This window comes from Chloracidobacterium sp. (genome assembly GCA_016711345.1).
Lineage (GTDB): Bacteria > Acidobacteriota > Blastocatellia > Pyrinomonadales > Pyrinomonadaceae > OLB17.
Genome location: JADJTD010000005.1, coordinates 17,046 through 42,177 on the forward strand (window position 1 = coordinate 17,046; position 25,132 = coordinate 42,177).

Here is a 25,132-nt window from a genome sequence, read left to right on the forward strand (position 1 = left end):
CCTGACACCTAAGCAGGAAGCCTTTGCCCGCGCCTACGTTGAGACCGGCAATGCCAGCGAGGCTTATAGGCGCTCATACGATGCCGGAAACATGAAAGACAACGTGGTAACGCAGAAGGCCTACGAGTTGCTTAACCACGGTGAGGTTTCGGTTATGGTCGAAACACTCAAAGCTAAGGCTCAGAAGAAGCACGATATCACCGTCGAAAAGCTCACTGAGATGGCGCTTGAAGCCTACAAAGAAAGTAAGCGCATTTCCAACACGGGGCAAATGCAGACGGCTTCCATGGTCAAAGCTGCTGAGTTCCTAGGGAAGCTGCACGGCCTAGTCATCGAAAAGAGAGAAATCACACACAAGGAAAGCGTTGAAGATATCCCAGATGCAGAGCTTGCAAATATCGCCAGCACAGGCCGCAACGGAACTTCTACGCAGACGCCACGCTCGTCGCGGGCTAATTGACTTCACTTGTTACACTAACCGCAGCTATCAGGCCGCAGCCCATCACAGGCTCATTGCTGAGAAGCTAGAGGCCATCGAGCGCGGTGAGATAGACCGGCTCATGATCAACATGCCACCGCGGCATGGCAAGTCTGAGCTAGGTTCCCGCCGATTCCCGGCATGGTTCTTGGGGCGCAACCCGTCCGCAACGATCATGTCAGCAAGCTACAACCTGGACAAAGCCGAAGAGTTCGGCGGCGAAGTTCGCGATATTGTTAGGTCCCACACGTATCGAAACCTATTCCCTGAAGTCGAGCTTAAGGAAGACACAAGGGCAAAGGGTTTCTGGCGTACCAGCCATGGGGGGTTCTATATTTCGGCTGGCGTGGGAACGGCGCTCACTGGACGAGGCACGGTAGGTCCAATCGTGTTGATTGACGACCCGCTGAAAGACAGAGCCGAAGCGGATAGCGAGCGCCATCGCGAGACAGTAAAGCAGTGGTATTCCTCTGTTGTGCTGTCTCGCTTCCCCAAAGCCGTCATTGTGGTTCAGACCCGATGGCACGAAGACGACCTAACAGGCTGGCTATTGTCAGAGCAGGCCAAGGGCGGGGATCAATGGGAGATACTAGAGCTTCCCGCCATTGGAACGGATGGAAAGGCCTTATGGCCTGAGTTCTATCCGCTTGACGTGCTTGAACGTGTGAAGCGTTCCACCATCCCGCGCGATTGGTCTGCGCTCTATCAGCAGCGGCCCGCGCCGGATGAAGGCGACTACTTCAAGCGCGACTGGTTCCGCTGGTACGAAGAGAAGCCCAAGCACTTGCGCATCTATGGGGCATCTGACTACGCGGTCACTGAAGGCGATGGCGACTACACGGTTCATATCGTCGTGGGCGTCGATCCAGACGATAATCTTTACGTTCTGGACCTGTGGCGTGGTCAGACCACATCGGACAAGTGGATTTCGTCACTGCTCGATATGGTGAAGCAGTGGAAGCCGCTGATGTGGGTTGAGGAACAGGGGCAGATCATCAAGTCTATTGGCCCGTTCCTAGAAAAGCGCATGAGAGAAGAGCGGACGTATTGCCGGCGCGAGCAGGTTACGTCTTCAAATGACAAGCCGACGCGCTCGCGTTCAATCCAAGCCCGCTCAGCCATGGGCCGCGTGTACCTGCCAAGCAAAGCGTCTTGGGTTGCGGACTTTACATCAGAATTGCTGATGTTTCCTGCAGCCAAGCACGACGACCAAGTTGACGCCTTTGGCCTGATTGGCCGGATGCTCGATGAACTGATACCAGCCTCAGTGCCGGCCATTAGACACGCCGAAGCCCGCAAGGATTACCGATCAATGAACCGCGACACAGGGGGTGACAGTTGGAAAACGCTTTAATCCCCTACAGCGATGAATCGGGCGAGCCGGCTGGACCTGAGCTGCAGTTTGAACCTGATCTCGTCAAATACCGTCGTTGGTTTGACGCCTACGAGACGAACAAGGCGGATGAGATAACAGAGCAGCAGACGTTTGAGCAGTATTACCATTCCAAGCAGTGGACGGCGAAGGAAGCAGCCAAGCTGCGCAAACGCGGTCAAGCGCCCATCTTTGATAACCGCATCTCGCGCAAGATCGATTTTTTGGTTGGCATTGAGCAGCGCATGAGGCGCGACCCGAAAGGCTACCCGCGCGGGCCAAATGACGACAAGGCGGCAGATGTTGCCACGGCTGCACTGCGTTACGTCTGCGACATCAACCGCTGGGATCAGGTTGGGTCAGACGGAACACATGACGGCATGGTTCCCGGCATTGGGGTTTGCTATGTCGGCATTAAGAACGGGCGCAACGGGCCAGACCCCACGATCAAGCACGTTCAGCGGGATCGGTTCTTTTATGACCCCAGATCGGTCAAGGCTGATTTCTCCGATGCTCGCTACATGGGCGTGCACCTGTGGATGGATATTGACGAGGCGGTTGAACAGCATCCCGACTATGAGGAACAGCTACGCAACGCGATAGATCAGAGCAATTCAGCGATTGCGCTGTCCGTCACGGATCAGTTTCACACGCGCGCCTGGGCTGATTTCGAGACTCGCCGCATTCGGCTCGTTGAGTTCTGGGAGCGCACGTCTCGGGGCTGGCGCTATTGCAAGTTTACTGGCGATCTCGTCCTAGAGGCTGAGATTTCGCCCTTCGTTGATGAAGAGGGAATGCCGGACTGCCCCTATGTGGCCTGGAGCCCGTACATTGACGACCGGGGTAATCGATACGGCCCCATCCGCGCAATGAAGCCGATGCAGGATGAAGTCAACCACCGCCGCTCGAAGTTCCTGCACCTTCTCAACTCTAAGCAGATCCACACGCGCAAGGGCGATCTTGACGACATCGATCAGACGCGCTCAGAGCTTGCCAAGGCAGACGGCATCATAGAGCACAACGGCGAATGGGGTGTTTCAAGCGGCGTGATTGACCGCTCCGAAGACATCAAGGGCCAGGCTGAATTGTTGGCGCAGTCCCAGTCGAGCCTTGAAAACCTAGGTCCCAATCCGGGTTTGATTGGCAAGGGTGGCGGTGTGGCCGATCAGTCAGGCCGCGCCATCCTTGCACAGCGCGATAGCGGCATGACGGAACTCAGCCCCGTGTTCGAGCGAAACCGGGATTGGAAGCTTCGCGTTTACCGCAAGGTGTGGAACCGCATCAAGCAGGCATGGCAGGCCCCAAAGTTCATCCGCATCACAGACGACAAGGATGCGCCGGCATTCCTCGGAATCAACCAGTACAGCCAAGACCCTATGACCGGCCAGCTTATGGCGGGCAACGTGATTGCAGACATCGACGTTGATATCATCATGGAAGAGGGCCCCGACGTTATCACTATGAACGAAGAGCTACTTCAGACGCTCTCGCAGATTGGCGCCAACCCGGCAGTGCCACCTAAGGTGCTCATTGAACTTTCAAACGCGCCCAACAAGGACAAGTTATTTAAGCTCATTGATGAGGCATCGGCTGGAGACCCGGCACTGATCGAAATGCAGAAGCGCATGGCAAAGCTGGAAGAGGCGCTCGCGGCCGCCAACATCGACAAGGCCGTGGCCGAAGTCGAGAACAAGCGCGCGGATACGCTATCCAAGCTTGCAGGCGCCTTCACGCCACAGCAGCAACAGACAGACGAGTTTGGCAACCCAATGGGGCCGCCTCCTGCTCAGCCCGACATTGGCATGGCGTTCTCTGCAATGCAGGCATTCCCGCTTATGTATGGGATGCCGACGCTTGAGCAGCAGGCCATCAGTATGCCGCCCCCGCAACAAGAGCAGCCGGAGCCGAACGGCCGGCATGGGCAAGAGCCAGACGACATGATGCACGCGCCTGAGCCCGATGACATGATGGGCGGTCAAATGCCGCCTGAAATGATGCCCATGCCGGGCGGGTTGCCAGTGCGCCAAAATCCGCTGGGTATGCAGTGACAAAATCTCAAGCGATTTACACGCTTTCGCGTCTCCCAGCGGAGCGTCTGGCTGTTCTGGTCGTTCGCAGCATGCCTTTTGGCGACATCATCTATGATGATACGCGAGAAGTTGTCATGCCTAAGCAAGACACCCCGACATGGCGTGTTGATGCTTATGAGATATGCATCGAAGCCACGCGCATTGGAGGCGTCTTACATGGATGATGAAATTCTACGTCTGGAATGTCTGAAGCTTGCCGGCGGCGATACAGCCAAGGCGATGAAGCTTTTCGAGTTCTGCAAGAGCAGAGGGGCATTTTCAGCATTGGGTGGACTGGCTAAGGCCGCCCCTGTGCTGGAAAACCAATACGTCAAGGTAGTTGGCAAAGACGGCGACCTTGGAAAGTTCACCGACTACGTGAAAGACGAAGAGTAGGCCTACCGCGTACCTCGCGCCGCTCGCGCGTTATCGAGCGATTTTCGCCGCTCATCCAGGCGTTAAACGGGATGTTTTTCGTGACCTTGCGACGACATAGCGGGAGCTAGAACATGACGACAGACACGTCGGCAGACGCCGATCTATTGAAGGATGTGTTTTCTTCGAGCCGCGACAGGGGAGCAGATTCCGCCGCTCCTAAGTCAGAGCCTGAGGTTGAGAAGGCAGCGCCACTCCCAGAGCCGCAGGAAACTGCAGAACTGGACAAGGAGCAGCCTGAAGAACCAAAGGGCCGTGACCCGCTCAAAGGATACCGCGACCCCTCAACTGGCCGTCTCGTTCCACTCACAGAGCTACAATCCGAACGGGAAAAGCGCCAAGAGGCGCAGAAGGCCCGCGAGGAAGAGGCTCGCTTGCGCACCCAAGCCGAAGAGAACGCCCGCCGTTATCAGGCGCAACTCGCGGACATGGAACGCAGGATACAAGTGGCCCAAAACCCGCCACAGCCACCGCCTGATGCTTTTACCGACCCAGAGGGGTGGCAGAAGCATATCCAGGCAACGTTTGCAGAGCAATTGGCCCACGAACGCGCCAACATGTCCGAACTTCGGGCACGCGATAAGTGGGGCGACGAGACTGTGAATTCTGCCCTCCAGGCGGCGATCTCTCAGAACCTAGGCCCCCGTTTCATGCAAATGCGTGATCCTTACGGGGCTTTGATCAACTGGCACAAGCAGGCAACTGCTTTGCAAAAGATCGGACCTGATCCCGAGGCCTACGAAAAGCAGGTTGAGGAGCGCATCAGGGCAAAGGTTCTCGAAGAACTAAAGGCCCCAGCGAGTTCAAAGCCGCAACAGCGATTCCCCACGAGCCTTGCAGACGCCACGGCAACAGGTTCTCAAGGAACGCCACCCGTTAGTGACGGAGCAATAGCAGCAGACGTTTTCTCAAGTGCGAGAAGGCGGCGATAGCTGGCGCTTCGTGGTCCCAAACATTGATCACGAGAGAGATATAACACATGGCAACTACGAGTGTGCTGTCAGGCCTGGACCTGACCAAATGGCGCCCCCGGTTCATCGGCGAATACATCCGCGACAGCGGATTTGAACCGTACATGGGCGACAGCGAAATGGATATTATCCATGTCGTGAACGACCTAGAAACCTCGGGCTATAACATCCGCATTCCGCTGATGGGCCGCCTGCAGGGCGATGGCGTATCCGGCAATACGTCGCTGTCAGGTGCTGAAGAGCAGCTTGATCAGTATTACCAGGACATCTACTGGGAATACTACCGCAACGCGGTGACCGCGACCAAGAAGGAACGCAAGAAGTCTTTCATTGACTTCATGACGGCGGCGCGCCCGCGTCTCAAGGAATGGTCTGCCGAGAAGATCAAGTACCAGATCATCGACAGCTTCCATAAGATGAGCGACGGCACGAAGTTCTCGGACGCGAGTGCAGCAACGCGCAACACGTTTGCCGCCAATAACGTTGATCGCATTCTGTTCGGTGTGACGCAGGCCAACTATTCGGCCACGCACGCAACCGGCCTGACTGCTATCGATAACACGTCTGACAAGCTGTCTACGTCAATGGCCTCGCTGGCTCGCTTCATGGCGCGTCAGGCCCGCCCAATGATCCGTCCTTTCAAAACGGGGACGGGTGGTCGCGAATACTTCGTCATGTTCTGCCATCCGCTTGGATTCCGCGACCTCAAGGCTGATAGCGCCATGATCGCAGCTAACCGTGACGCGCGCTCGCGTGAGGGTTCCGGCATGGATAACAACCCGCTGTTTCAGGACGGCGATCTTATCTATGACGGCATCATTTTCCGCGAGATTCCTGAATTCTACCAGCCGCGCGTTGGCACGACGGCCAACCCTGAAACGACCTTCTCGAATGGCACCATTGTTTGCGGTGCTTCGTTCCTGTGCGGCGCTCAGTCTCTTGGCTATGTCAACAAGCAGATGGCTATGCCCACCACGAAAGCCGAAGACGATTATGGCTTCGTTGACGGTGTTGGCATCGAGTTTGCTCACGGCATCGATAAGCTGCGCTGGCAGAACAACGTCAACGGACCCAATAACGGCAAGGACGTTGGCATTGTCACCGTCTATCACGCCGCTGTGGCCTAACTGAGAGGGATCTAGAACAATGGCTATTTACGCAACTTCTCAGTCTGCCGCTTATGGCAAAAAGTTCGGCCCCGGCGTTGCGCGCCAGCGCATTGAACTTGTTGCCATCGTGGCCGTGACGACTGCCATGCTCGACAACGCCAACGATGAAGTTGGCCTGTTCTGGGTGCCGAAGGGCTTTGTTCCTACGGCAATCACGTTCAATGCGACGGACATGGACAGCGGCACCACGCTCGCGTGGGATGTTGGCGACGATGACGATGAAAATCGCTTGATGGCAGCCATCACCACTGGCCAGGCTGCCGGCACGTCCGTTGCTATCGATACGGCAGGCTTCCTCTACAAGTACACGGCAACCACCTTGATCAAGGCCTATATCCAGACGGCGGCGACAACGCCGGTTGCTGGTACGATCAAGGTTCTGCTCAGCGGCTTCGTGGATGAAGAATTCTCAACCACGGCGCTGGTCGCAGCCTAACGCAAAACTGAGGGGGCGGGATGGTCTGCCCCCTCTTTCCTTATGGGTGAGACGCAATGAAGTTTCGCTACGTTGGTGAAGAAATGACGGAATGGTTCGGGCTCAAGTGGGCGCCTGGAACGCAGCACGACGTTGAAGACGCGCACGCAATCGGAAAGCTGACAAATAGCGTGCTTTTTGAAGCCGTCGAAGGTGAGTCGATTGATCCTGTGAAGAACAAGGGCGGACGCCCGCGCAAAACCGTGATGGTTGAGGCTGAAGCCAATGGCGACGACCAGAACTAGAACGCAATTTGCTACGGCTGTGCTAAGGCACCTTGGCCTCGTTGATGCCCAAGCATCTGCGCCAGCAGCGGACGTGGCGTATGTCAATGAGCGTTACGAAGCGATCCTTGCGGAAATGGACGACCAGAGCATGGCATTCTGGGAGGACGACGCAATTCCAGCCGTCATTTATGAGCCACTTCTGCAGTTCGTTGGCCTCAGTGTAGGGACGGCGTTTGGAGTGCCATCATTGGCTGAGAACATCGAAGCGGCTCGCATGGCCTACATGCGCCGCATCCGCCGCCACACGCAGAAAAAATCGAATGGTACCCCTGTGATGGTCGATCAATTCTGATGGCGCTTGTCCCGCTGACTGTCCCAACCTCCTCAGAGCACAGCCGCTACAAGATCGAAGGCAGCGCCCGTCTGCTCAACTGCTACGCTGAGCCCACGGGCAGCGATGCCAAGGCGTCCTGGACCAGCTACGCGCCGTCCGGCCTTGACCTTTGGGCGACGGTGCAGGCATCAGGCACGTTGACCGGGCCTGCTGGCGTGCGCGCCATGCTCGCGACGGACGACTATCTCTATGTGGTGGCCGGCCGCAAGATCACGGCGATCAGCGCCCTTGGCGTGCAAACCGTCGTCGCCACGCTTCCCGGGGACGGTGATGTGTATCTGGCGCGCAACCGCCGGTCTCCTACGCCAGAAGTCGCCGTTGTGTCTGACGGCACCATGAGGATTATCACGGGCACCAGCATTGCGGCTGTGACGGACCCGGATTTGCCGCCTCCAACATCGGTATCGACTCTGGACGGCTATTTCCTGGTCCCGACCACATTCGACCGTGTGTGGATCTCAGGTGAGGACGACGGTACGACGTATTCAGCGCTCGATTTTGGGCGGGCTCAGCGCCAGCCTGACAACACGCTGTTCGTCTTGGGCGCCGAACGTGACGCCATGGTATTTGGTGAGCGCTCTGTTGAATGGTGGAACAACAGCCCGGATGGGTCCGGCAACTTTCCGTTCGTCCCTATCGCGTCGATCAATCTCGGCTGCGCTGGTGCTAAAACCATCGTCCAGCTTGACCGCGCTGTATCTTGGATTGCCAACGACGGCACGGTGAGATTGCAGGACGGCTACTCGGGCCAGCGCATCTCAACCCACACTGTTGAGCGTGCGATTGGCACAGCAACGACCACGATTTACGGGTTCGGGTGGACCGATCAGGAGACCGGGCACGCGTTCCTCGCATGGACGTGCGGCACCTGGACGTGGGTCTATAATCTGCGTACGGGCAAATGGCATGAAATGCAGTCCTACAAGCGCACGAACTGGCGCGGTTTCAATGCCGTTTCTTGGCGCGGCATGTCCCTGATTGGGGACTACGAAGATGGGCGGATTTATCAGGTCCGCGCCAGCGTGTTCTCTGAGGGTGGCGATCCGATCATCACGGATATGGTGCTGCCAATCTTGCACTCAGCGCCCTATGGGATCAGGCTCAACGCAATTTATATCGACGCGGTTCCGGGGGTTGGTAACGATCCCGACGCGCACCCGCTGCTGATGGTCTCGACATCGACGGATGGCGGCAAGACGTTCGGCGCAGCCCGGCTCATCGAGTTGGGCGACACGGGTCAGCATATCCGGCGCTTGAAAACCTACCGCTTTGGCTCGTTCGGCCCAACCGGCTGCGCCGTTAAAATCTCGTGTTCTGCGTCCGTCGCCCGCGCAATTTCTGGCGTCTATGCCGATGTAGACCAGCTTTCCAAATAGCGAGACCTCATGGCCTACGACCTCAAGACATCATCCCCCCTTTCATCCGTGAGCGATAGCTCGCTCATGTTCGGAGCCGCGTCGAATATCGCGGATCTGCCATCGACATTTAGCCTTGCCACGATCAAGAACTATTTATCGCAGTTCTTCCTACCCGCGTACTATTACGGCGTGCGCGCGGGCGCTTCGGACATTGCCGATGGCCTGGACGCGATGATTGCGGCTGGATATACGACGGTTCAGCTTGCGCCGGGCACCTACAATCTTCCGAATGGATACGCCAAGAGCGGTGTGAACAGCCATGTGTTTGCCGGCGGGACATCGGCGGACCCGCTAACCTATGCCGTGACGGCGCGATCAACGTCGGCCGTTACGGTGCAGTTTTATTCGCTGAGTGGTGGGTCATGGGTGACGACTGACCCCACGTCGGTGTGGGTCCATATCCTATGAGTAACGTCAACTTGCCCGTGTCGTCCATGCCGTTCCTCGGGACTGGCGGCGTGGTCAACAAGCCGTGGTATCAGGCGCTCCAGCAGATTGCCTCTCGGGCAAACAAGCTCACGCAGGATGCAGGAACCGCAACGGATCTTGAAACCGACGTGACGGGCGTTCTGCCGGTTGAGAGCGGCGGAACGGGAAAGGCCAGCTTCAACGCCAATCAGTTGATTGCCGGAAATGGGACTGACGATCTGCTCAACATTTCTCCCGGCTCAGCCGGACAGGTGCTCATCAGCCAAGGCGCTGGCGCGGTTCCTGACTTTAGCGACCTCAGCTATACGGATGCGTTTCTAATCATCATCGAAGCGCCAACCAATCGCGATTACCCATTTCTTGACGTGCCGTTCGCGTTCACGCTCAATTCGGTGACGACGCGGTCTGGCGCGGGAACGTGCACGCTCACGACCAAAAAGAACTCCACGACGGTAGCGACGAGCAGCGTTACGACAACCAAGACGAAGGTTACGGTGACGACGGGAAACAGCTACGCCGTGAATGATGATCTCGTTTTTACGGTGAGCGGCACGTCCAGCATTAACATGCTGCAAATCACCGCCGCGTTTACGCGGACGATCACCTAGTGCCTATGTGCATGGTCATTAGCGGGTCAGGTGCCGCCAGCATTGTTTATACGGATGATGACTACAGCTTCACGGCTCCGGCCACCAACACAAGCTGGACGTTTAGCGGGGTCAACATCGGCACGGCATCGGCAACCCGCCTCGTGATTGTTGGGGTGTTCTATGTCAACGCCACGCCAAACACCGCGACATGCACAATCGCGGGTGTCGCCGGGACAAGCGCGGTGCATACGCGATCCACGGGCGGCACGGCGGACGAGACGGAAGCCATGATTTTCACCGCGTCTGTGGCATCCGGCACGACCGCGACGATCACGGTTAACACGGGCACGGCCAAGGGCTGTTGGATTGGGGTCTGGTCTGCCTACGACTTAACCAGTACGACGCCGGTTGATACGTCTGTTGCCCCGTCATCGGGTACGACGATTACCCTTGACCTTGACGTGTCACCGGGTGGCGTTGCGTGTGGCATGGGCATCACGCCGGCCGCTTCGACGTGGACGGGATTTACGGAAGACTATGACAAGATCAGCGGCGTTTGGACATCGGGCGCTTCGGTTGCGTCATCCAGCGGGGCTACGCCTTTGACGGTTCGCGCGACAACGACCAGCGCGGGCGCAACGATGTGCGCGGCGAGCTTTAGATAAGGGGGAAATCATGGGGTTTCTAGGCTCACTCACGGGGTCCAGCCAGCGCAAGGATATTCGCAAGGCCTACAATGAGAGCACCGATATTCTCAATCAGGGATATGGCCAGGCGCAAGGGAACCTGACATCTGGCTACAACGGCGCAAACTCTGCCTATGACACGGCAACCGGAAACATCAATCAGGGCTATGGCAATGCGCTAAGTGCGCTCGGCAAGGGCGTCAACCAAGCCGTTGAGACGTACCAGCCTTGGTATCAGTCCGGTACGCAGGCCAATACGATGTACGGCAATGCGCTCGGCCTCAACGGCGCAGCGCAACAGGCGCAGTTTATGCGGGGGTATAAAGCCAACCCGTTCATGCAGGCCAACAACGACTTTGCGACTCGGGCCATAATGCAGCAGATGAACGCGCGCGGCATGAGCGGCAGCGGCACGGCCGCGGCGGCTGTGGCTCAGGAGAGCATGAGGCGCGGCGCAGACGATTATAACAACTATCTCGGGCATCTTTCCGGCGTGTCAGGGCAGGGCTTGCAGGCAGCGGGTCAAATCGGCGGGCTCTACGCTCAGCAGGGCAAAGACACGGCGAATATGTACGCTCAGCAGGGGTCCGATCTGGCGAACATCAGTGGCCAGCGCGCGAACTTGGGATGGCAGTATGGGCAAGGCCAAGCCGGTCTCAATACAGACCTTGCGGCAACGCGGGCGGGCAATCGGATCAACTACGGCAACGCTCGGGCGCAGTCGCGCGGCATTCTCGGCAACAACCTGATGGGCCTCTTGGGGGCTGGCATCAACGCTTACTCTGCCTTCAAGAGGTAACTCATGCCCCAGCTTCCCGGTTACAACATCGGCAACGCGCTGCTTGACTTCTCGCCAGTCTCAAACGCACTGCAAAGCTATCAGAAAAACGCGCTTGCCCAGCAACAGATGGGCATGGATCAGCAGCGCCTAGATATGGACAAGCAAAGCCATTCCATGCAGCGGCAGAACATGCAGCGGCAGTGGTCTCAGCAGGACTACGAGAAGGCGGGTGGCATGGCCAACGCCATCCTCAATATGCAGCCGGGGCAGGCGCGCGCCATGGCGCATAGCCAGTTTCTCAAGCAATACGGGGATGGCGACCACACCCCGGAAGAGCTTGACCCGATCACGGGGCCGCAACTTGCTGCCGCGCATTACGGGAAGTTTATCGACCAGACCAAGCAGCAAATGATGCAGCTTGATATGCAGAAGACGCGGGCTGAGATTGGTGCGCTCAACCGCAAGGGCGATGATCCGGTAGAGGCCTTTATCATGCGCAAGCTTGGCGGCGGAAGCGCCCCGGCGCAGCCTGCTATGCCATCACAAGGCGAGGCCATCCGTCCGCAGTCTTTTAACGCTCCTGCACCGCAGCAGGCCAACCCCAATCTGCAACTCATTTCTGACGAGGCCCCACAGGCCGCTCTTGCACAGCCGCAACAGCCCGATCAGGTTGACACCCCTTGGGGCAAGATGAGCAAGGCTGATGCCAACGAACTGGCCGGCGTCATGCTCTTGAGCCCGAAGTTCGCGACGGCGGGCAAGGCGCTGCTTGATAGCATCGGCGCACCTGCTCAGTCTGGGTTGAGCAAGCCTGCGATGGGCGCTCTTGATGAAAAAGCCATCGGCATGGTGGACTTAGCGGCGCGCCTTGACGGCATCCAAGCGAAGTTCAAGCCGGAATACCTGACCTACGAGACCAAAGCCAAGATGTACGGCAACTCGTGGCTGGACAGCTTCGAAGGGTTGCGCCAGAGCATCCCGCCCGAAGAGGCCAAGAAGCTGGAAGAGTACACCGCGTTCCGCCAGGACGCGATGAACAACCTTTCCGAATATATCAAGCAGATTACCGGCGCGGCCATGGGCATCCAAGAAGAGGGCCGCATTCGCCAGGGTATGCCGGACCCGACGAAAGACAGCCCGCGCCAGTTCGAAGCAAAAATGAAAAACTCCATTCGCGCAACCAAGCTCGCGGTTGCTCGCTTCGTCTACCTCAGAAACAAGGGATACGACGAAAATACGCTGTCCGTCATGGCGAAGCAGGACAAGCTATCCGGCGTTATCCCCATGGAGTCGATTGAGGGCATGATTGACCAGCGAGGGGCGCAGATTGAAGAGCAGTTGCGCAGCGCCAACCCGAAGGCAGACCCGATGGCCATTCAGCGCGAAACCCGCAAGATGATCAAACAGGAGTTCGGGATCTGATGGGCTGGGCTGATATCGTTCTGACTGGCGACAGCGACCATAAAATGACGACGGATGAGCTTTATCAATGGCTGAATTCAAGGCCTCGCAGGCCAGGCGCAGCAGCGCAGCAGCAGCCGCAACAAGCCGCTCCCCAAGTTCAGGTTGCACCTCAAGCGCCCGCCCGTAAATGGTCTGACGATGTTCTGGGTGGGCCTCCGCAAACGCCTGTAGCAGCCGGGGCAGCGCCCAAACAGGAAGGTTGGGGGGAGTGGGCCTATAACGCGGTTGCGGGCCGCCAGGACCCACAGGAAGCCGGTACGGGCACGGTCTTTGACCAGTTCAAGGGAGAACTTGGCAACGTCACGGCCAACGCAGCCCTTGGCGGCGCGTCAGACGCGGCGATGGGCAACATCATTGCCAAGAACCTAGGTGATCGATTTGTCCGGCGTGAGAAAGACGCGAACGGTTACGACGTGATGGTGACGCGCGGCCCGAATGGGCAGGAGCAGCGCGGCTACGTCAACAGGCCTGGCCTTGATACTCAGGACATTGCGCGCGGCGTCTATGGCGCATTGCCCTATGCGGCGGCTGGGCTTGGCATCGGGGCGGCTGCGCCTGCGGCTGGTATCGGTGCTCAAGCTGTATTGCAGGGCGGCGGGTCTGGCCTGACGAGTGTCGCGGGGGACGTGGCCAATATGGTGCAAGGATCGAAACAATCCCCTGATCTGGGCAAGGCTGCTGTCATGACGGGTCTTGGAGCGGCGGGGCCTGTTGCGAGCGCGGCTGCGGGCAACCTGTGGCGCAGGTTCGTGACCATTCCTGGGCTTGTCGATAAGCAGACCGGCATGTTGACATCGAAGGGGCTGGAGGCGGCGAAGCGCGCTGGCGTTGATCCGGCCGACGTGACGCCGGACTTTGCACAGAGCTTTGCCAAGACGTTTGCTGAAACCAAGGACCCGGCAGAAGCCGCAGTGCGCGCGGGTTCAGAGCGGTTCGGGATCCCTGCCACTCGGGGGCAAGTGACCAAAGATCCCTACCTTCTGACGCAAGAAGAGGGGATGCGAAGGCGCATATATGGCGAGCCGGCACAAGACACGATGCTGGGATTCGACAAGAGGCAAGCTGATGCCGTCAAGAGCGCGGCCCTTGGCGATATGTCAAATCCAAACGCGCGCAGTGTGGCGGGAAAGATCAACCCAGATCGCGCTTACGGTGTAGCCCCGATGCCCGATGATATTGGCGGTTCTATTCAGCAAGGCGTGACCGGGGCGCGTGAAGCGGCGCGGAGCGCGGAGCGTGAGGCATGGAAGGGTGCCACGGGCCTGGAAGCAACGGACGACGCTTTGCAAAGCCTTCCCGATACTCTGAATAAGAGCCTAGGCGGTCTACATATCAACGAGACCGTCACTCCAAAGGCCGCAGCCATGGCCAAGGAAGTGGACCGCATCATTGCAGGCGAAGCACCTGAAAAGGCGGCTGGTTGGGTCACGAATAACCCAACGCGCAACGTTGATCAAATGCGCCGCACACTGCTTGGGTACTATCAAGCTGCGGAAGCTGGTTCGGATAAATCGGCGGCAGAAGCCATTTACAATGGGTTCAACGAGTGGATTGGTGATGCTGCCGGAAAGCAGCTTTTGAAGGGTGAGCCGGCTGCAGCCTTGAAACTTGCCGAGGCGCGCGGGTTTACGCGAGAAGTGCGCGAAATTTTCTCCCCACGCGCGGCGGATGGGACGGTTTCACCCGCTGGCGCTCGATTGGCAAAGATCCTAGACCCGTCAAAGACGGACAGCGGCGAAAGCGTCATTCAAGCGCTGTTTGGCTCGCATGGATCGAGCACGCCGCAATCTGGCGCAGTGGGCGCGCTTCGCAACATAAAACTAGCTTTGGACAAGTTTGCTCCTGAAACCGGAAAGCAGGCTTGGAACGATATTCGCTTTGCCTATTGGTCCCGGCTTGTCACCAACAAGGGCGGCGACATGCTCGGGCCGCAGGCCATCGTCAGCAATTTGAAAGCTGCAATGCAGGGCAAAGACGCTGTTATTCAGACGCTCTACACGACACAGGAGCAGACTGAAATAAGAGCCTTCCTTCGCGCTGTGCAGACTATTGCCTACAAGCCCCCGAATGCGTCGGGTTCTGGTTACACGGCGGCGTCATTCATGAAGGACGGACTTCTGAAGCTGCTTGAGTCGTTCGGTCTGGGGAAGCCCGCAATGGCAACCCTGAATTATACCGGCATAGGCAACGCTTGGAACAACGCGGCGGCGCGTTCCGCCGTCAGTCAAGCCGTAAAGCCTGTGCGTCCCAACCTCACGCCAGCGGTGACAGGAGCAGGGAGGGCCTACGATCAGTCCGGCCGATAGCTCCAAAAACGCCCGACGAGGAATGCTATTCCGACCGCGTAGACAGCAAAGAACTCCCATCGGCCGGATGCTCTGACCCACGCTAGAAAGACCCAGATTGCGCTCATCACGAGTGCTGTGAACACGAAAACGAATAGGCCCTTGTAGCGTTCCGGGTCGCTCACGTTATGCCCCTGCAAAGGAACGCGATCACATGGCTAACGCAACAGCCGTCTTCAGTCCCGGTCAACGCCTCGTGGATGAAACAGGCACGCCATATTCAGGCTGTGCTATCTATTTCTTCGAGGCCGGAACCACAACCGAAAAAATCGTCTACGCTGATTCTGAGCTGACCACGCAGCTTGGCGCAACGGTCTACACGGACTCGGCAGGCTACCCTGTAACATCATCGGGTTCCAGTACGAAGACGCTCGTTTATACAAACACTGATGCTTATAAGATTACGATCACGTCCAACGCCGTCACCATTGCCGAACACGATAACGTCAAGGGCGCTGTTATCTCAACGACGGGAAGCGGCGAGAGCTTCCTAACGCAAGACGCCGCCGACGTGCGCTATATGCGCAACCCCAACGCGCTTGCCTCGACAACGAGCCTGACGAGTGGCGACAAGATCGGCTACTTCAACGCGGCAGCGGCGGGCAATCGGTATATTGATTGGGATGATCTAACAGCAGATCTCTTAGGCGAATGGCGCACGGCTGGATATATTTTCTCGGCTGGTGCTCGTGTTGTGTTCCAATCCGCCCCGCCCACAGGATGGACGCTGGAAACCGCAAGCGCCTATAACAATGTCGGCTTGAGATTTACGACCGGCACGCCTGGCACTGGCGGCTCTGTGGCGTTTGATACGCTGTTCACATCGCAGACGTTGACGGGAACGATAGGCAGCGACACGCCAAGCATCTCAAAAACGGCGGCGCATGATCACGATGTTCCTATGCGACAGGACGATGGGACATTCGACGCAGGCGCAGGGTATGGCACTGCACGTGATGCCACGACGGCGGGTAATCCAGCCACTACCACATCTGTAGGAAGCGGAACATCCCACAATCACTCACTGACGATGAACGCCTTTAACTGCGCTTTGAAATACGCAAGCGTAAACATAGGTCAGAAAGCATGACATTTGCTCTCGCACCTAAAGGCAAGAAGTGCCCTTTTACCGGGTTTTCTAAGGATTGCCGATCTCTCGTTAGCGCAGGGACGTGTGAGAACTGGACCCACATCGAGGGCCATCACCCGCAGACAGGACAGCCAGTCAGCGAGTGGGGCTGCGCCTTTTCTTATGCGTGGCTGTTTGCAATGGAAGCCGCCAAGAACGCGCACCAGGGCCGCGCCGATACGCTTAATCTGCGCAATATGATCTTTGATCCTGAAGTCAGAAAGAAAGAACTGGCGAAAGCCGACGAAGCCAAACTCATCGAGGCACAGACATGCAAATCACAATCGTAGTCGAGGACAAGACGGTCATATGCGACGGCGTGGCCGTTCCGCTGCCTGATGTGGACTGGAGCGTGTTCGATGGCGACCCGTCAACAAAGTGGGATGACGTCGCCGCCGTCCAGTACAACACGGACAGCAAGCAGGGTCATGTCGAATACCGCACCATTGTGACCAGCAACGCGATGCGTCCCAATATCAGGCCCGGCGACATGCCGATCGATGAAGCGCATTTCAATGCGGCGTTCGGCTGGATTCTGGAGCCCTACACGCAAGCCCGTGATGAGCAGGTGCGCCGTGAGCGGGAAGCCGCAGAAGCCGCCAAGCGGGCCTCGGTGAAGGCGGAAGCAGACCGGCGCGCGGCGATTGAGAAGGCCTCCTTGCCTCGGGATGAAAGCGAAGGCCCGCTTGAGCCTGTGGCGTCTAAGGCAGAACTTGAGGATTTGCAGAAGCAGCTTGCGGCACTGTCTGCCAGCAACGCGCTTCTTTCGCAGCGGATCGCAGCCAACGAAGAGGCAGCGATCAAGACGCTGGGGGGTGGCTCATGAGATACGAAACCCTAAAGGACGAGTACACGCGCCTCTGGGAAAGCATGGTTGTGCGTTCGTCTTTCAAGGGTGCTCTTGAGGCATCGGCTCAGAAGATCATGCAGGGAAAGGAGCGGTATCAGACCGTTTCAGAACTGACCGGCGTGCCGTGGTTCGTGGTCGGGCTGATCCATCAAATGGAAGGCGGGTGCAAGTGGGGGACTCACCTTCACAATGGAGACCCGCTGTCCGCGCGGACGGTCTGCGTCCCGGCGCGCCGCCCCGCAAATGGCAACGCGCCTTTCAAGTGGGAAGACAGCGCATGTGACGCGCTCATGATGAAGAACATGCAGAGCATCAAGGACTGGTCCATTGAGCGGATTTCCTTCGAACTTGAGCGTTACAACGGCTGTGGCTATCGCAACTATCACAAGGAGGTTTTGACGCCCTACCTATGGTCTGGGACTACACACTACGCACGCGGCAAATATGTGGCTGATGGCAAATGGAGCACGGCCGCTGTCAGTGAGCAGAGCGGCGCAATGCCTTTGCTTAAAACTCTGATGGCTCTTGACCCGTCCATTCAGCTTGGAGCGCCGCCCGTCGAAGTGAAGCCGGAGCCGCAGCCGACAGAGCCGGAAAGCTTCAAAAAGGCGGATGAGAAGCAAGTCCCCGTTGCAGCGAAGGTTGGCGCTGCTGTTGGTGCTGGCGGTGCGATAGCGCAAGCGGCCCCGTCTCTCCCATCCATCCCCGCTCCGCCGAAAGAAGCGATTGAAGCCGTCACGGGATGGCAAAATGCTGCGGAAACCTTGCTTAAAGTTGCCAGCACGACACCCGGAATGATCGTGATTTGTGGTATACTGATTGCAGTTGCTTTGCCGTGGTTCGCAAAGCGAAAAACTGCATGAGGGACAAAAATGAAGTTTTGGTTTGACACTGAATTCATCGAAGACGGGCGCACGATTGATCTATTGAGCATCGGCATCGTTGCGGAAGACGGGCGAGAATTCTATTGCGAGTTCGACGTTGACCATCGGCGCGCAAGCCAGTGGGTGAAAGATAACGTTATTGTTCACCTAACGGGGGAGCCCGTTTACAGCCGGTCGGTGGCAGCTAAGCTGATAACTGAGTTCTGCGGAGAGAAACCAGAAATCTGGGCCTACTATGCAGATTACGACTGGGTTGCTCTATGCCAGTTATTCGGAACGATGATGGACCTACCAAGTGGATGGCCCATGTTCTGCCGAGATCTAAAACAACTTGCAGAAGACATCCCTCTTCCACAGCACGGCAAGGGCGAACACAACGCGCTTGCTGATGCGCGGTGGACGCGCGATGCGTGGTTGCATCTGAAAAGAAAAAAGGCTGCATGACATGCCAATCCTCGCACTCATAGCCGCATGGCCCCGCGTTGCTGGTGGCCTCATTCTTGTTTCTGCGTTGGTACTTGCGTTCATTGCAAATAACGCTCACCAGCGCACCATCGGAGCACAGAAGGTGGTCGCCAAGATAGAGAAGGCCACCAATGAAAACGTCAAGAAAGCTGATGCTGCCCGTCGCTCTGTTGACGACATCCCTGACAGCGGGCTGTTCGACAATTACCGCCGCGATTGACAGCGGGTGCAAGAGCTTCAAGCCAATCGGTTGGAGCAAGCAGGACACGACTAAGACACAGCGTCAGGCCGTTGAACACAACAAGGCGTATGACGCCATATGCAAATCTTAAACCCTGTAGCGCGTCCTAAATGCTCAATGGAGCTAGGACTACAATGAATGCCAGATCACAAGCATTTCCCGCCGCTCCCGGACTTCGCCCGGGATCATCCAAAGGCGCTCGAATGGCGGGTAGACCGGATCGAAGATCATTTGGAGACGCACCACCCATTGAGCAGCGGAGAACTCAAGGGCCTGTTGCAGTATATTCCGGGCCTGATCCTTTGGCTCTGTGGCCTGCTAGGCCTGGTATTGCCCGAAGCCGTGGCGAACGCCTTAAAAGCCATGGGTCATTGATGCCGGTGTTTCTCGCCTTTGGTTGTGCGGTGTTCTTTGCTGGTGCGATCCGGGTCGCATCGCACCTTGGATATTCGGCAAGCCCCGTGATCGTGCATCTGCTTTACAGCATGTGAGAGCCCTATGGCTGAAAACGCTCTTTCCCGCCTATATCGCAATCCCTACGCCCCGATTGACGCGGCGAGCGTCACGCGCATTGACGAAATCGGAAACGGCCTAGACGATTGGGGAAACATCATTGCGCCGGCCTCACAGCTAGCCGCCCCGCAAAGCTGGGGAGAGCTTGCCTACGGTGTGGCCACGGCCCCGATGAGGTTTGGTAATGCGCTGTTAGACGGCGTGAACCCGTACAAGGGGAATGAGCATCCGATCACAGATCCCAACGCGTCGAATTGGCAGGTCCCTCCGATCCTCTCGGAAAGCTGGGACGCCATCAACTCATTCGGCAACGCCTACCATAATGGTATGTCTGAAGACGACATGCGCCGCAATGCGAACATAGCTGCGGGGTTGACCATGGGCGGCGGTGGGATTGCTGCTAGGCCCGCTGGCGGCGTTGGCATGTTCGCCGGTCGATTGGCCAAGACAGCAGATCACGAAGCCCTAGCCCGTGCTGAGCAGATGGCAACACAAGGGGCAGACCGTCGCGCTATTTGGGATAATACGGGATGGTTTCAGGGGCCTGATCAGAAATGGCGGTTTGAGATAGATGATAGCGGGGCAAAGCTCTCTGACTGGAACTGGAACCGCGCCAACGATACGGCGGGCATAACGCAAGAGTCTTCTATCGGTGGCGGTATTGAGCACCCGTATCTGTGGGATGCCTACCCTGATATTGCAGACGCAGACATGCGATTAATGAAGACGCTAGACGACGGGAGCGGTGCGTGGAGCCGCGACAGCCGGACGGCATATGTTAGGGGACGCACTGAACCAGAGGCAAGATCGGTCGGGCTGCACGAGGTGCAACATGCCATTCAGGGTGATGAAGGCTTTGCGCGTGGCGGCAATCGAGGCATGTTTACGCCCGACGAAATAGCCGCAGAACGCGCACGCATAGGCGCAGTTCCTGAAGACAATACGGGGTGGTCAGGTGTCGGAACTGGAGCAGGAGACGCGCCAGATACAGACATTGCCCTAGGTCTCTACAAGCGCCTTGCCGGCGAGACAGAAGCCCGCAACGTCCAAACCCGCATGAACTACACCCCCGAACAACGCAAAGCCTCTCCCCCCTGGGAAACTCAAGACATACCTTATGAAGATCAGATCGTCAGAATGCTTGCCGCTAATGCTTCAAAGGAAGCAGGAGCAACAGCGCTTGCTAGCGCTCTAGATATGAGCCCAGAGGCAAGACTAGCACGCGCTAGAGCGCATTTCAAAACAGCACGGCGTGGCAAGACCTTGTAAACCAACAGACCGCACAAGTTGAGCGGTTGAAGGCTGGAGGTAGCATCTTTGAGCCTACACCAGAACGAATTGCAGAGTTCAGCTCCCCCCTAGAGAATAGGCAAGTTGCCGACCTGATGCAATATTTGCATTTCCAAAATAGCCCGAAGCAACTCCGCGAAGCAGGCATCCCCGGCATACGCTACCTAGACCAAATGAGCCGTAATGCTGGCGACGGGACTAGCAACTATGTTGTCTTCGACGACAGCATAATTGAGATACTGAAGAAGTACGGATGGGTTCCGCCTGCTGCCTACGGTGCCAATGCACTCTCACAATCGCAAGACAACCAGTATTGACTAAGTCGTACTTTTCAGTCCGAGAGTCGGCCAGTTTTCATGAAGAACCACAACCAGTGAATATCCTTCCAAAGCTCCGGTCTTTCCTTGTCGCTTCCTGTCGGCTCGATGTGTGATGCTGAGCGAGACCGGCAGAGCACGACGTTTCGTACGTGTGGTTCGTGCTTCAAAAACCACTCCTCCCCATTTTGGATAGCCATTTGATCGCGCTGGTCCGGCGTATCGTAGCCAAAAACGAATGTTTCCCGGTTCATGCTCATCGCGGGGCTTTTCCCTTACAGCTTCTCAATCTTGCGGATCAGGCCCATGAGAGCCTGCACGTCCTCACGCAGCGCGAGGGGTGCTTGCTTGCCGCCGTTCGCAGCCGCGAACGCTTCCGTGAGCACGACAACAGCGCGCTTAGCTCGGCTGATCTCGTCAAGGGAGATCGTTGTTTCCTTCGTGGGCATGACGGGCCTATTCTTTCGTTTGAGTTCTGATCTTCTCCAGCGCTTCCCGAATGCACTGCTCCTTTGGAACGCGGATACGCTGATGCGGGCGCGGGTTATACTTGTCATACAACCCGTTCGCCTCGTCATCGAGCGCCCGACGTTGTTCTGGCGTCCATTTTATCGGATGCGTCAGCGGGTAGACCGCTGGAATGATGGGCGCGGGCCTGCCGCGTTTGCGCGCTTCGCTCATCACGGGGCCCTTCCTTTACGCGGCAAATGCCGGGAGTCTTTCCTTCACAGAGGCAAGCGTCGCGTCCGCGTCAAATGCCTCTTTTCCGTCGATGGCCGCCATCAGCTTTTTGTTCGAAGCAATGCCCATCTGCACCGCGCGAAGCGCAGCAACAGTCTTGGTTATGTCCGCGCCGCAAACATCCTTGTAGAGCATCCACACGCGAGGCCCATAGATGCCAAGCGTATCCAGAAAGAGGACGGGGCCATACCCGCCCAGTACGTTGTCTGGGTCGATGGCGGGTGTCTGGCTGAACATGTCCGCCATCACGCGCGCGGCTCCTGGGTTCCCGTCGGCCATCTTCACAATGATGTCCATGGGCGTGCTGCTTAGGTCTGTAATCCTGCTCATCGTTCGGGCCTTTCTATTACAGCTTTGAGAACCAAGTTTTTTGACCGTCGTCAGTTTCAATTCCGGCATACTGAGACAGTCCGCAGCGACGGCACGTCCGATCGTCGCTGGCCACTTCAAAATATCGCCACTTGTGGCCAAGTCTAAGCCAGCACCAGAACCGTTTCCAAGTCATCACGCGTCCGCCTATTTGTGAAAATTCTGTAGCTCTTTGAGGTCTCGGCGGTGTTGGTCGTCCATCGCCTCGAATGCGGCCAGCCATGTGCTGAACGTGCCTCGCACGCCTTTTGCCGAATAGCTGCCGTTCGCATTTTTGTGAATGCGCGGATCGCTTAGGTGGCCAACGCGCGTTGTGATTTTTACCGGCATCGTTCGGGCCTTTCTTATGATCTTTCAGGGATGGCCGGAATAGGCATCCAGTGTGTCGGGTAACAATCTGGCGAAAGCCTATCGCCGTGGCAAAAATCGGCAAAGAACCAGTCGGGCACTTCAAGGGCGCTTTCGCTCATTCCGATGTTCGAAAACTCTTCCGCTTCTTGGGTTGTGATGAAGTCCTGCAACGCAATCCATCGAACAAGCATACAGCCAGTGTTGCCAATTTCTGAGTAGGCCAGAATTTCAGTACCGTCGCGCGGCGCTGTTTCTATCGGTTGCCACATGGCTGTCCTTTCTCATGTTGAGACGACGCGGCCCGGCTGGTGATCACCGTCTCACGTTGCCGGGCGCAACTTCGAACGCAAGCAGCGCGTCGTCCACAGCAGGCATAGCAAATCTGTTGACGCGGTGTCAAGGATAGTTGTAAAGTGGCCCACAACAAATCACGTTACCAAATAGGTTGAATGTGGCATCTGAACGGGTCGGAAGACTGATCGGGTACGCTCGGGTCTCGACTGAGGAGCAAAACCTAGCGATGCAAGAGCAGGCGTTGCTCAAAGCTGGCGTAAGGCCGAACAACTTGCACGTTGAGAAGGTCTCAGCCGCGAGTGCCAAGCGGCACAAACTGGAATGGTCGCTGTCAACGCTTCGAGAGGGCGACGTGCTTGTGGTTTGGAAGATGGACCGCATTGCCCGGTCCCTGTTGGACCTTATTGGACGCATGAAGCAGATTGAAGCGGCTGGCGCGCAATTCCGCAGCCTAACGGAACAGATAGATACTCGCACGCCGGGCGGCAGGCTGATCTTTCATGTGCTCGGGGCGCTGGCAGAATTTGAACGTGATCTAGTCCGCGAGCGTACACGAGCAGGCGTTAAGAACGCGATGGCGTCGGGAACGCGGTTCGGGGTTGAACCCAAGCTAAGCCCGAAGCAAGTAGCACAAGCGCAGAAAATGCGGGACGCTGGCATGTCGGCTGGCAAGATCGCAGAACACTTTAACGTCTCACGTCCAACGATCTACGCTTGGACCGTGGGCAAGTCGAAATAGGAGCCAAAGAATGAGCTACACGACAGAAGAAATCACAGCCAACCACGGCGACCCCGTATGGGAGGCGATCTGGAGCACGATCAAGGGCTGGGACATCCAGCGCACTCATGGGGCTGGCTACTCAAGCCCGTCCGGTGACGACGTGCAGGCCATCTTCAACGCCATCAAGGCTGTAAAGTAGGGGCCGTGACGTGGAAGTCTACAACGCACACAACATGCTTATGGAGATAGCCGCCGCCGGCATCGAGCGCGGCGAGGCGTTTCAGCGGAGACAGTTGTTCGCAAGCTTGGCGACATCGTTCTTTGGCTGATGCGACGGCGAAGCTGAAGGGGCTGTCAATCTACGATCCAGGTCGGCACCGGCCGAGGCGCGCTTCGTGATGGTCTGTCACGGCGAGTTGGTCGGGAGAACACGCTGGGAATGACAAAATCAACCTGACAGCCAAGGAGCCGTGCCATGGGCAAGCCTTCTGACGTGCCCCGCGTTGTTGGGCAACTCAAAGTAACTGGCTGGGGTCCTCATGGTCGCTCAGGTGGTAAATTTGAGTGCCTGTGTGCTTGCGGGCAAAAGACACTTGTTCGGCGCTCAAAACTGAAGTCTGGAAAAACCGACAGGTGTCCAGGGTGTGCCGCGAGAAATCAGCTTAATAAATAAGGAGACTTTTAGAATGGACCTAGTAGACGAGACACACCGCTACCTCCCAGGTGGTGACATTGCCGAGAGCGTACCAATGTGCGCGCACTGCGGCGGTATGGTTGCGATGCGAAACCCTCGCGGCGACTGCTATCATCTGTATTGGCCTGACATGCTCACCGACGAGGCCAAGATTGCCAACGGTTTCCGCAAGGTTGACCGGGTGGTGACAGAATGGGTCAAGGGTTAAAAGGAGGGAACATGAATAGTCCGATAGCGGCGCTAGCTTATGCCCTCTACGACGCAGAGAGTACGTCGCGTCTGGGTGAGCAGCCACGCGAGGTCATGGACGAATATTTTGAGCGCGCTGCCACGCTGCTTTACATGATCAAGAATTACCAGACGCGGGCGGCACGCATGGCGATTGCTCGTGAAATCAAGAAGTCGAGATAGGAGCCAAGGGGTGAGCACAGCAGACGACCGAAACAACATGCGGATGGACATGCTGGAAGGGCTGGCCGATGCGTGGTCGGCTGAAGTAAATCTTGGCGACATGATCCGCAACGCGACAAGCCCTATGCGGCTCAATCGCGGTGCTCCGGCAGACGTGGTGCAGGGGTTCCACGAACGCATGATGGCACAGGTCGACGCCATAGCTCGCCAAGCCTTTATGGAGGGCGCGTGGCGCGGCGTGTGTCTCGCAAATGACGAAATGAAGAAACGCTAAAGGAGACTTTTGTGTCGCGTCGAATGAAGCAGCTTAAAGCCGCGCGTAAGTCCGCTGAGGTATCTGATGCGGCTGCTGTGCGAGACGCACTTAAGAAGAAGTGGGCAAAGGGAAGCCGCTGCCCGTTCTGCAATCACATTTACGATACAAGGCACTCTCTTGATGTGCATCTATCGCGGGGGTGCAAGGTGGCACTAGAGCGAGGCGTAAGTCCTCACAAAAATGGGCCTGTTGATCCGCAGCGCCCAAAGCTTGGGAAGCTGTATAAAAATTCTCTACTGGCTA

At 57.3% G+C, this 25,132-nt stretch carries 36 protein-coding genes; 31 read left to right on the forward strand and 5 right to left on the reverse strand.

Annotation, left to right across the window (positions count from 1 at the left end; all coding sequences use genetic code 11):
- Position 1: 1 nt before the first annotated feature.
- The 26 genes from IPL32_18580 to IPL32_18705 all read left to right on the forward strand — a co-directional run bounded on the left by IPL32_18580 (position 2) and on the right by IPL32_18705 (position 20,992).
- On the forward strand, positions 2-460 hold the full coding sequence (locus IPL32_18580; GenBank protein MBK8467822.1) for a terminase small subunit: 459 nt from the start codon (positions 2-4) through the stop codon (positions 458-460).
- The gene (terL, locus tag IPL32_18585; GenBank protein ID MBK8467823.1) at positions 381-1,832 is read left to right on the forward strand and encodes a phage terminase large subunit; all 1,452 of its coding nucleotides are present in this window, start codon (positions 381-383) and stop codon (positions 1,830-1,832) included. The genes IPL32_18580 and terL overlap by 80 nt, the downstream gene beginning before the upstream one ends.
- Positions 1,832-3,898 carry a hypothetical protein gene (locus IPL32_18590; GenBank protein MBK8467824.1) on the forward strand — a complete coding sequence of 689 codons (2,067 nt, stop codon included), beginning with the start codon at positions 1,832-1,834 and terminating at the stop codon, positions 3,896-3,898. Before terL ends, IPL32_18590 begins: the two co-directional genes overlap by 1 nt.
- Positions 3,895-4,104 carry a hypothetical protein gene (locus tag IPL32_18595; protein MBK8467825.1) on the forward strand — a complete coding sequence of 70 codons (210 nt, stop codon included), beginning with the start codon at positions 3,895-3,897 and terminating at the stop codon, positions 4,102-4,104. Before IPL32_18590 ends, IPL32_18595 begins: the two co-directional genes overlap by 4 nt.
- Positions 4,097-4,315: a hypothetical protein gene (locus IPL32_18600; GenBank protein MBK8467826.1), complete on the forward strand. Its 219-nt coding sequence runs from the start codon at positions 4,097-4,099 to the stop codon at positions 4,313-4,315. The genes IPL32_18595 and IPL32_18600 overlap by 8 nt, the downstream gene beginning before the upstream one ends.
- A 113-nt stretch (positions 4,316-4,428) precedes the next feature.
- The gene (locus IPL32_18605; GenBank protein MBK8467827.1) at positions 4,429-5,286 is read left to right on the forward strand and encodes a hypothetical protein; all 858 of its coding nucleotides are present in this window, start codon (positions 4,429-4,431) and stop codon (positions 5,284-5,286) included.
- Positions 5,287-5,333: 47 nt separating this feature from the next.
- On the forward strand, positions 5,334-6,452 hold the full coding sequence (locus IPL32_18610) for a DUF4043 family protein (protein ID MBK8467828.1): 1,119 nt from the start codon (positions 5,334-5,336) through the stop codon (positions 6,450-6,452).
- Positions 6,453-6,471: 19 nt separating this feature from the next.
- Complete coding sequence (locus IPL32_18615; protein ID MBK8467829.1) at positions 6,472-6,930, forward strand: hypothetical protein; 459 nt, start codon at positions 6,472-6,474, stop codon at positions 6,928-6,930.
- Positions 6,931-6,986: 56 nt separating this feature from the next.
- Entirely contained in the window at positions 6,987-7,214 is a 228-nt protein-coding gene (locus tag IPL32_18620; protein MBK8467830.1) for a hypothetical protein, read from the forward strand.
- Positions 7,195-7,548 (forward strand): hypothetical protein, encoded by a 354-nt coding sequence (locus IPL32_18625; protein ID MBK8467831.1) that lies wholly within the window; start codon positions 7,195-7,197, stop codon positions 7,546-7,548. The genes IPL32_18620 and IPL32_18625 overlap by 20 nt, the downstream gene beginning before the upstream one ends.
- On the forward strand, positions 7,548-8,966 hold the full coding sequence (locus IPL32_18630) for a hypothetical protein (protein MBK8467832.1): 1,419 nt from the start codon (positions 7,548-7,550) through the stop codon (positions 8,964-8,966). Before IPL32_18625 ends, IPL32_18630 begins: the two co-directional genes overlap by 1 nt.
- A gap of 48 nt (positions 8,967-9,014) precedes the next feature.
- Positions 9,015-9,416: a hypothetical protein gene (locus IPL32_18635; GenBank protein MBK8467833.1), complete on the forward strand. Its 402-nt coding sequence runs from the start codon at positions 9,015-9,017 to the stop codon at positions 9,414-9,416.
- Positions 9,413-10,045, forward strand: a complete 633-nt coding sequence (locus tag IPL32_18640; protein ID MBK8467834.1) for a hypothetical protein — start codon at positions 9,413-9,415, stop codon at positions 10,043-10,045. Before IPL32_18635 ends, IPL32_18640 begins: the two co-directional genes overlap by 4 nt.
- 5 nt (positions 10,046-10,050) lie before the next feature.
- On the forward strand, positions 10,051-10,692 hold the full coding sequence (locus IPL32_18645; protein MBK8467835.1) for a hypothetical protein: 642 nt from the start codon (positions 10,051-10,053) through the stop codon (positions 10,690-10,692).
- 10 nt (positions 10,693-10,702) lie between these two features.
- The gene (locus IPL32_18650; GenBank protein MBK8467836.1) at positions 10,703-11,512 is read left to right on the forward strand and encodes a hypothetical protein; all 810 of its coding nucleotides are present in this window, start codon (positions 10,703-10,705) and stop codon (positions 11,510-11,512) included.
- 3 nt (positions 11,513-11,515) lie between these two features.
- A complete protein-coding gene (locus tag IPL32_18655; protein MBK8467837.1) occupies positions 11,516-12,916 on the forward strand; it encodes a hypothetical protein in 1,401 nt (466 codons plus the stop codon).
- Positions 12,916-15,264, forward strand: coding sequence for a hypothetical protein (locus IPL32_18660; GenBank protein MBK8467838.1), 2,349 nt, complete (start codon positions 12,916-12,918; stop codon positions 15,262-15,264). The genes IPL32_18655 and IPL32_18660 overlap by 1 nt, the downstream gene beginning before the upstream one ends.
- Positions 15,265-15,457: 193 nt before the next feature.
- Positions 15,458-16,393, forward strand: coding sequence for a hypothetical protein (locus tag IPL32_18665; protein MBK8467839.1), 936 nt, complete (start codon positions 15,458-15,460; stop codon positions 16,391-16,393).
- Positions 16,390-16,722 (forward strand): hypothetical protein, encoded by a 333-nt coding sequence (locus tag IPL32_18670; protein ID MBK8467840.1) that lies wholly within the window; start codon positions 16,390-16,392, stop codon positions 16,720-16,722. Before IPL32_18665 ends, IPL32_18670 begins: the two co-directional genes overlap by 4 nt.
- Positions 16,704-17,258: a hypothetical protein gene (locus IPL32_18675; protein ID MBK8467841.1), complete on the forward strand. Its 555-nt coding sequence runs from the start codon at positions 16,704-16,706 to the stop codon at positions 17,256-17,258. The genes IPL32_18670 and IPL32_18675 overlap by 19 nt, the downstream gene beginning before the upstream one ends.
- On the forward strand, positions 17,255-18,145 hold the full coding sequence (locus tag IPL32_18680) for a hypothetical protein (protein ID MBK8467842.1): 891 nt from the start codon (positions 17,255-17,257) through the stop codon (positions 18,143-18,145). The genes IPL32_18675 and IPL32_18680 overlap by 4 nt, the downstream gene beginning before the upstream one ends.
- A gap of 9 nt (positions 18,146-18,154) precedes the next feature.
- Positions 18,155-18,610: a 3'-5' exoribonuclease gene (locus tag IPL32_18685; protein ID MBK8467843.1), complete on the forward strand. Its 456-nt coding sequence runs from the start codon at positions 18,155-18,157 to the stop codon at positions 18,608-18,610.
- 1 nt (position 18,611) lies between these two features.
- Complete coding sequence (locus IPL32_18690) at positions 18,612-18,851, forward strand: hypothetical protein (GenBank protein ID MBK8467844.1); 240 nt, start codon at positions 18,612-18,614, stop codon at positions 18,849-18,851.
- Positions 18,852-19,006: 155 nt separating this feature from the next.
- Positions 19,007-19,363: a hypothetical protein gene (locus IPL32_18695; GenBank protein MBK8467845.1), complete on the forward strand. Its 357-nt coding sequence runs from the start codon at positions 19,007-19,009 to the stop codon at positions 19,361-19,363.
- A 7-nt stretch (positions 19,364-19,370) separates the two neighbouring features.
- Positions 19,371-20,654, forward strand: a complete 1,284-nt coding sequence (locus IPL32_18700) for a hypothetical protein (protein MBK8467846.1) — start codon at positions 19,371-19,373, stop codon at positions 20,652-20,654.
- A 116-nt stretch (positions 20,655-20,770) separates the two neighbouring features.
- Positions 20,771-20,992, forward strand: a complete 222-nt coding sequence (locus IPL32_18705; GenBank protein MBK8467847.1) for a hypothetical protein — start codon at positions 20,771-20,773, stop codon at positions 20,990-20,992.
- 14 nt (positions 20,993-21,006) lie between these two features.
- On the opposite strand, the gene IPL32_18710 is transcribed toward IPL32_18705, so the two are convergent.
- From IPL32_18710 to IPL32_18730, 5 genes are all read right to left on the reverse strand, one after another.
- On the reverse strand, positions 21,007-21,246 hold the full coding sequence (locus tag IPL32_18710) for a hypothetical protein (protein ID MBK8467848.1): 240 nt from the start codon (positions 21,244-21,246) through the stop codon (positions 21,007-21,009).
- A 21-nt stretch (positions 21,247-21,267) separates the two neighbouring features.
- Entirely contained in the window at positions 21,268-21,549 is a 282-nt protein-coding gene (locus IPL32_18715) for a hypothetical protein (GenBank protein MBK8467849.1), read from the reverse strand.
- Between the two features lie 139 nt (positions 21,550-21,688).
- Positions 21,689-22,183 (reverse strand): hypothetical protein, encoded by a 495-nt coding sequence (locus IPL32_18720; protein ID MBK8467850.1) that lies wholly within the window; start codon positions 22,181-22,183, stop codon positions 21,689-21,691.
- Positions 22,184-22,249: 66 nt separating this feature from the next.
- Entirely contained in the window at positions 22,250-22,432 is a 183-nt protein-coding gene (locus tag IPL32_18725) for a hypothetical protein (GenBank protein MBK8467851.1), read from the reverse strand.
- A gap of 14 nt (positions 22,433-22,446) precedes the next feature.
- Complete coding sequence (locus IPL32_18730) at positions 22,447-22,722, reverse strand: hypothetical protein (GenBank protein MBK8467852.1); 276 nt, start codon at positions 22,720-22,722, stop codon at positions 22,447-22,449.
- Between the two features lie 251 nt (positions 22,723-22,973).
- On the opposite strand from IPL32_18730, the gene IPL32_18735 reads away from it, so the two are divergent.
- From IPL32_18735 to IPL32_18755, 5 genes are all read left to right on the forward strand, one after another.
- Positions 22,974-23,486 carry a recombinase family protein gene (locus IPL32_18735; protein MBK8467853.1) on the forward strand — a complete coding sequence of 171 codons (513 nt, stop codon included), beginning with the start codon at positions 22,974-22,976 and terminating at the stop codon, positions 23,484-23,486.
- Between the two features lie 10 nt (positions 23,487-23,496).
- Positions 23,497-23,667, forward strand: a complete 171-nt coding sequence (locus IPL32_18740) for a hypothetical protein (protein ID MBK8467854.1) — start codon at positions 23,497-23,499, stop codon at positions 23,665-23,667.
- Positions 23,668-24,154: 487 nt separating this feature from the next.
- Entirely contained in the window at positions 24,155-24,370 is a 216-nt protein-coding gene (locus tag IPL32_18745; GenBank protein ID MBK8467855.1) for a hypothetical protein, read from the forward strand.
- Between the two features lie 11 nt (positions 24,371-24,381).
- Entirely contained in the window at positions 24,382-24,573 is a 192-nt protein-coding gene (locus tag IPL32_18750; protein MBK8467856.1) for a hypothetical protein, read from the forward strand.
- Positions 24,574-24,583: 10 nt separating this feature from the next.
- On the forward strand, positions 24,584-24,847 hold the full coding sequence (locus tag IPL32_18755; protein MBK8467857.1) for a hypothetical protein: 264 nt from the start codon (positions 24,584-24,586) through the stop codon (positions 24,845-24,847).
- Positions 24,848-25,132 lie beyond the last annotated feature (285 nt).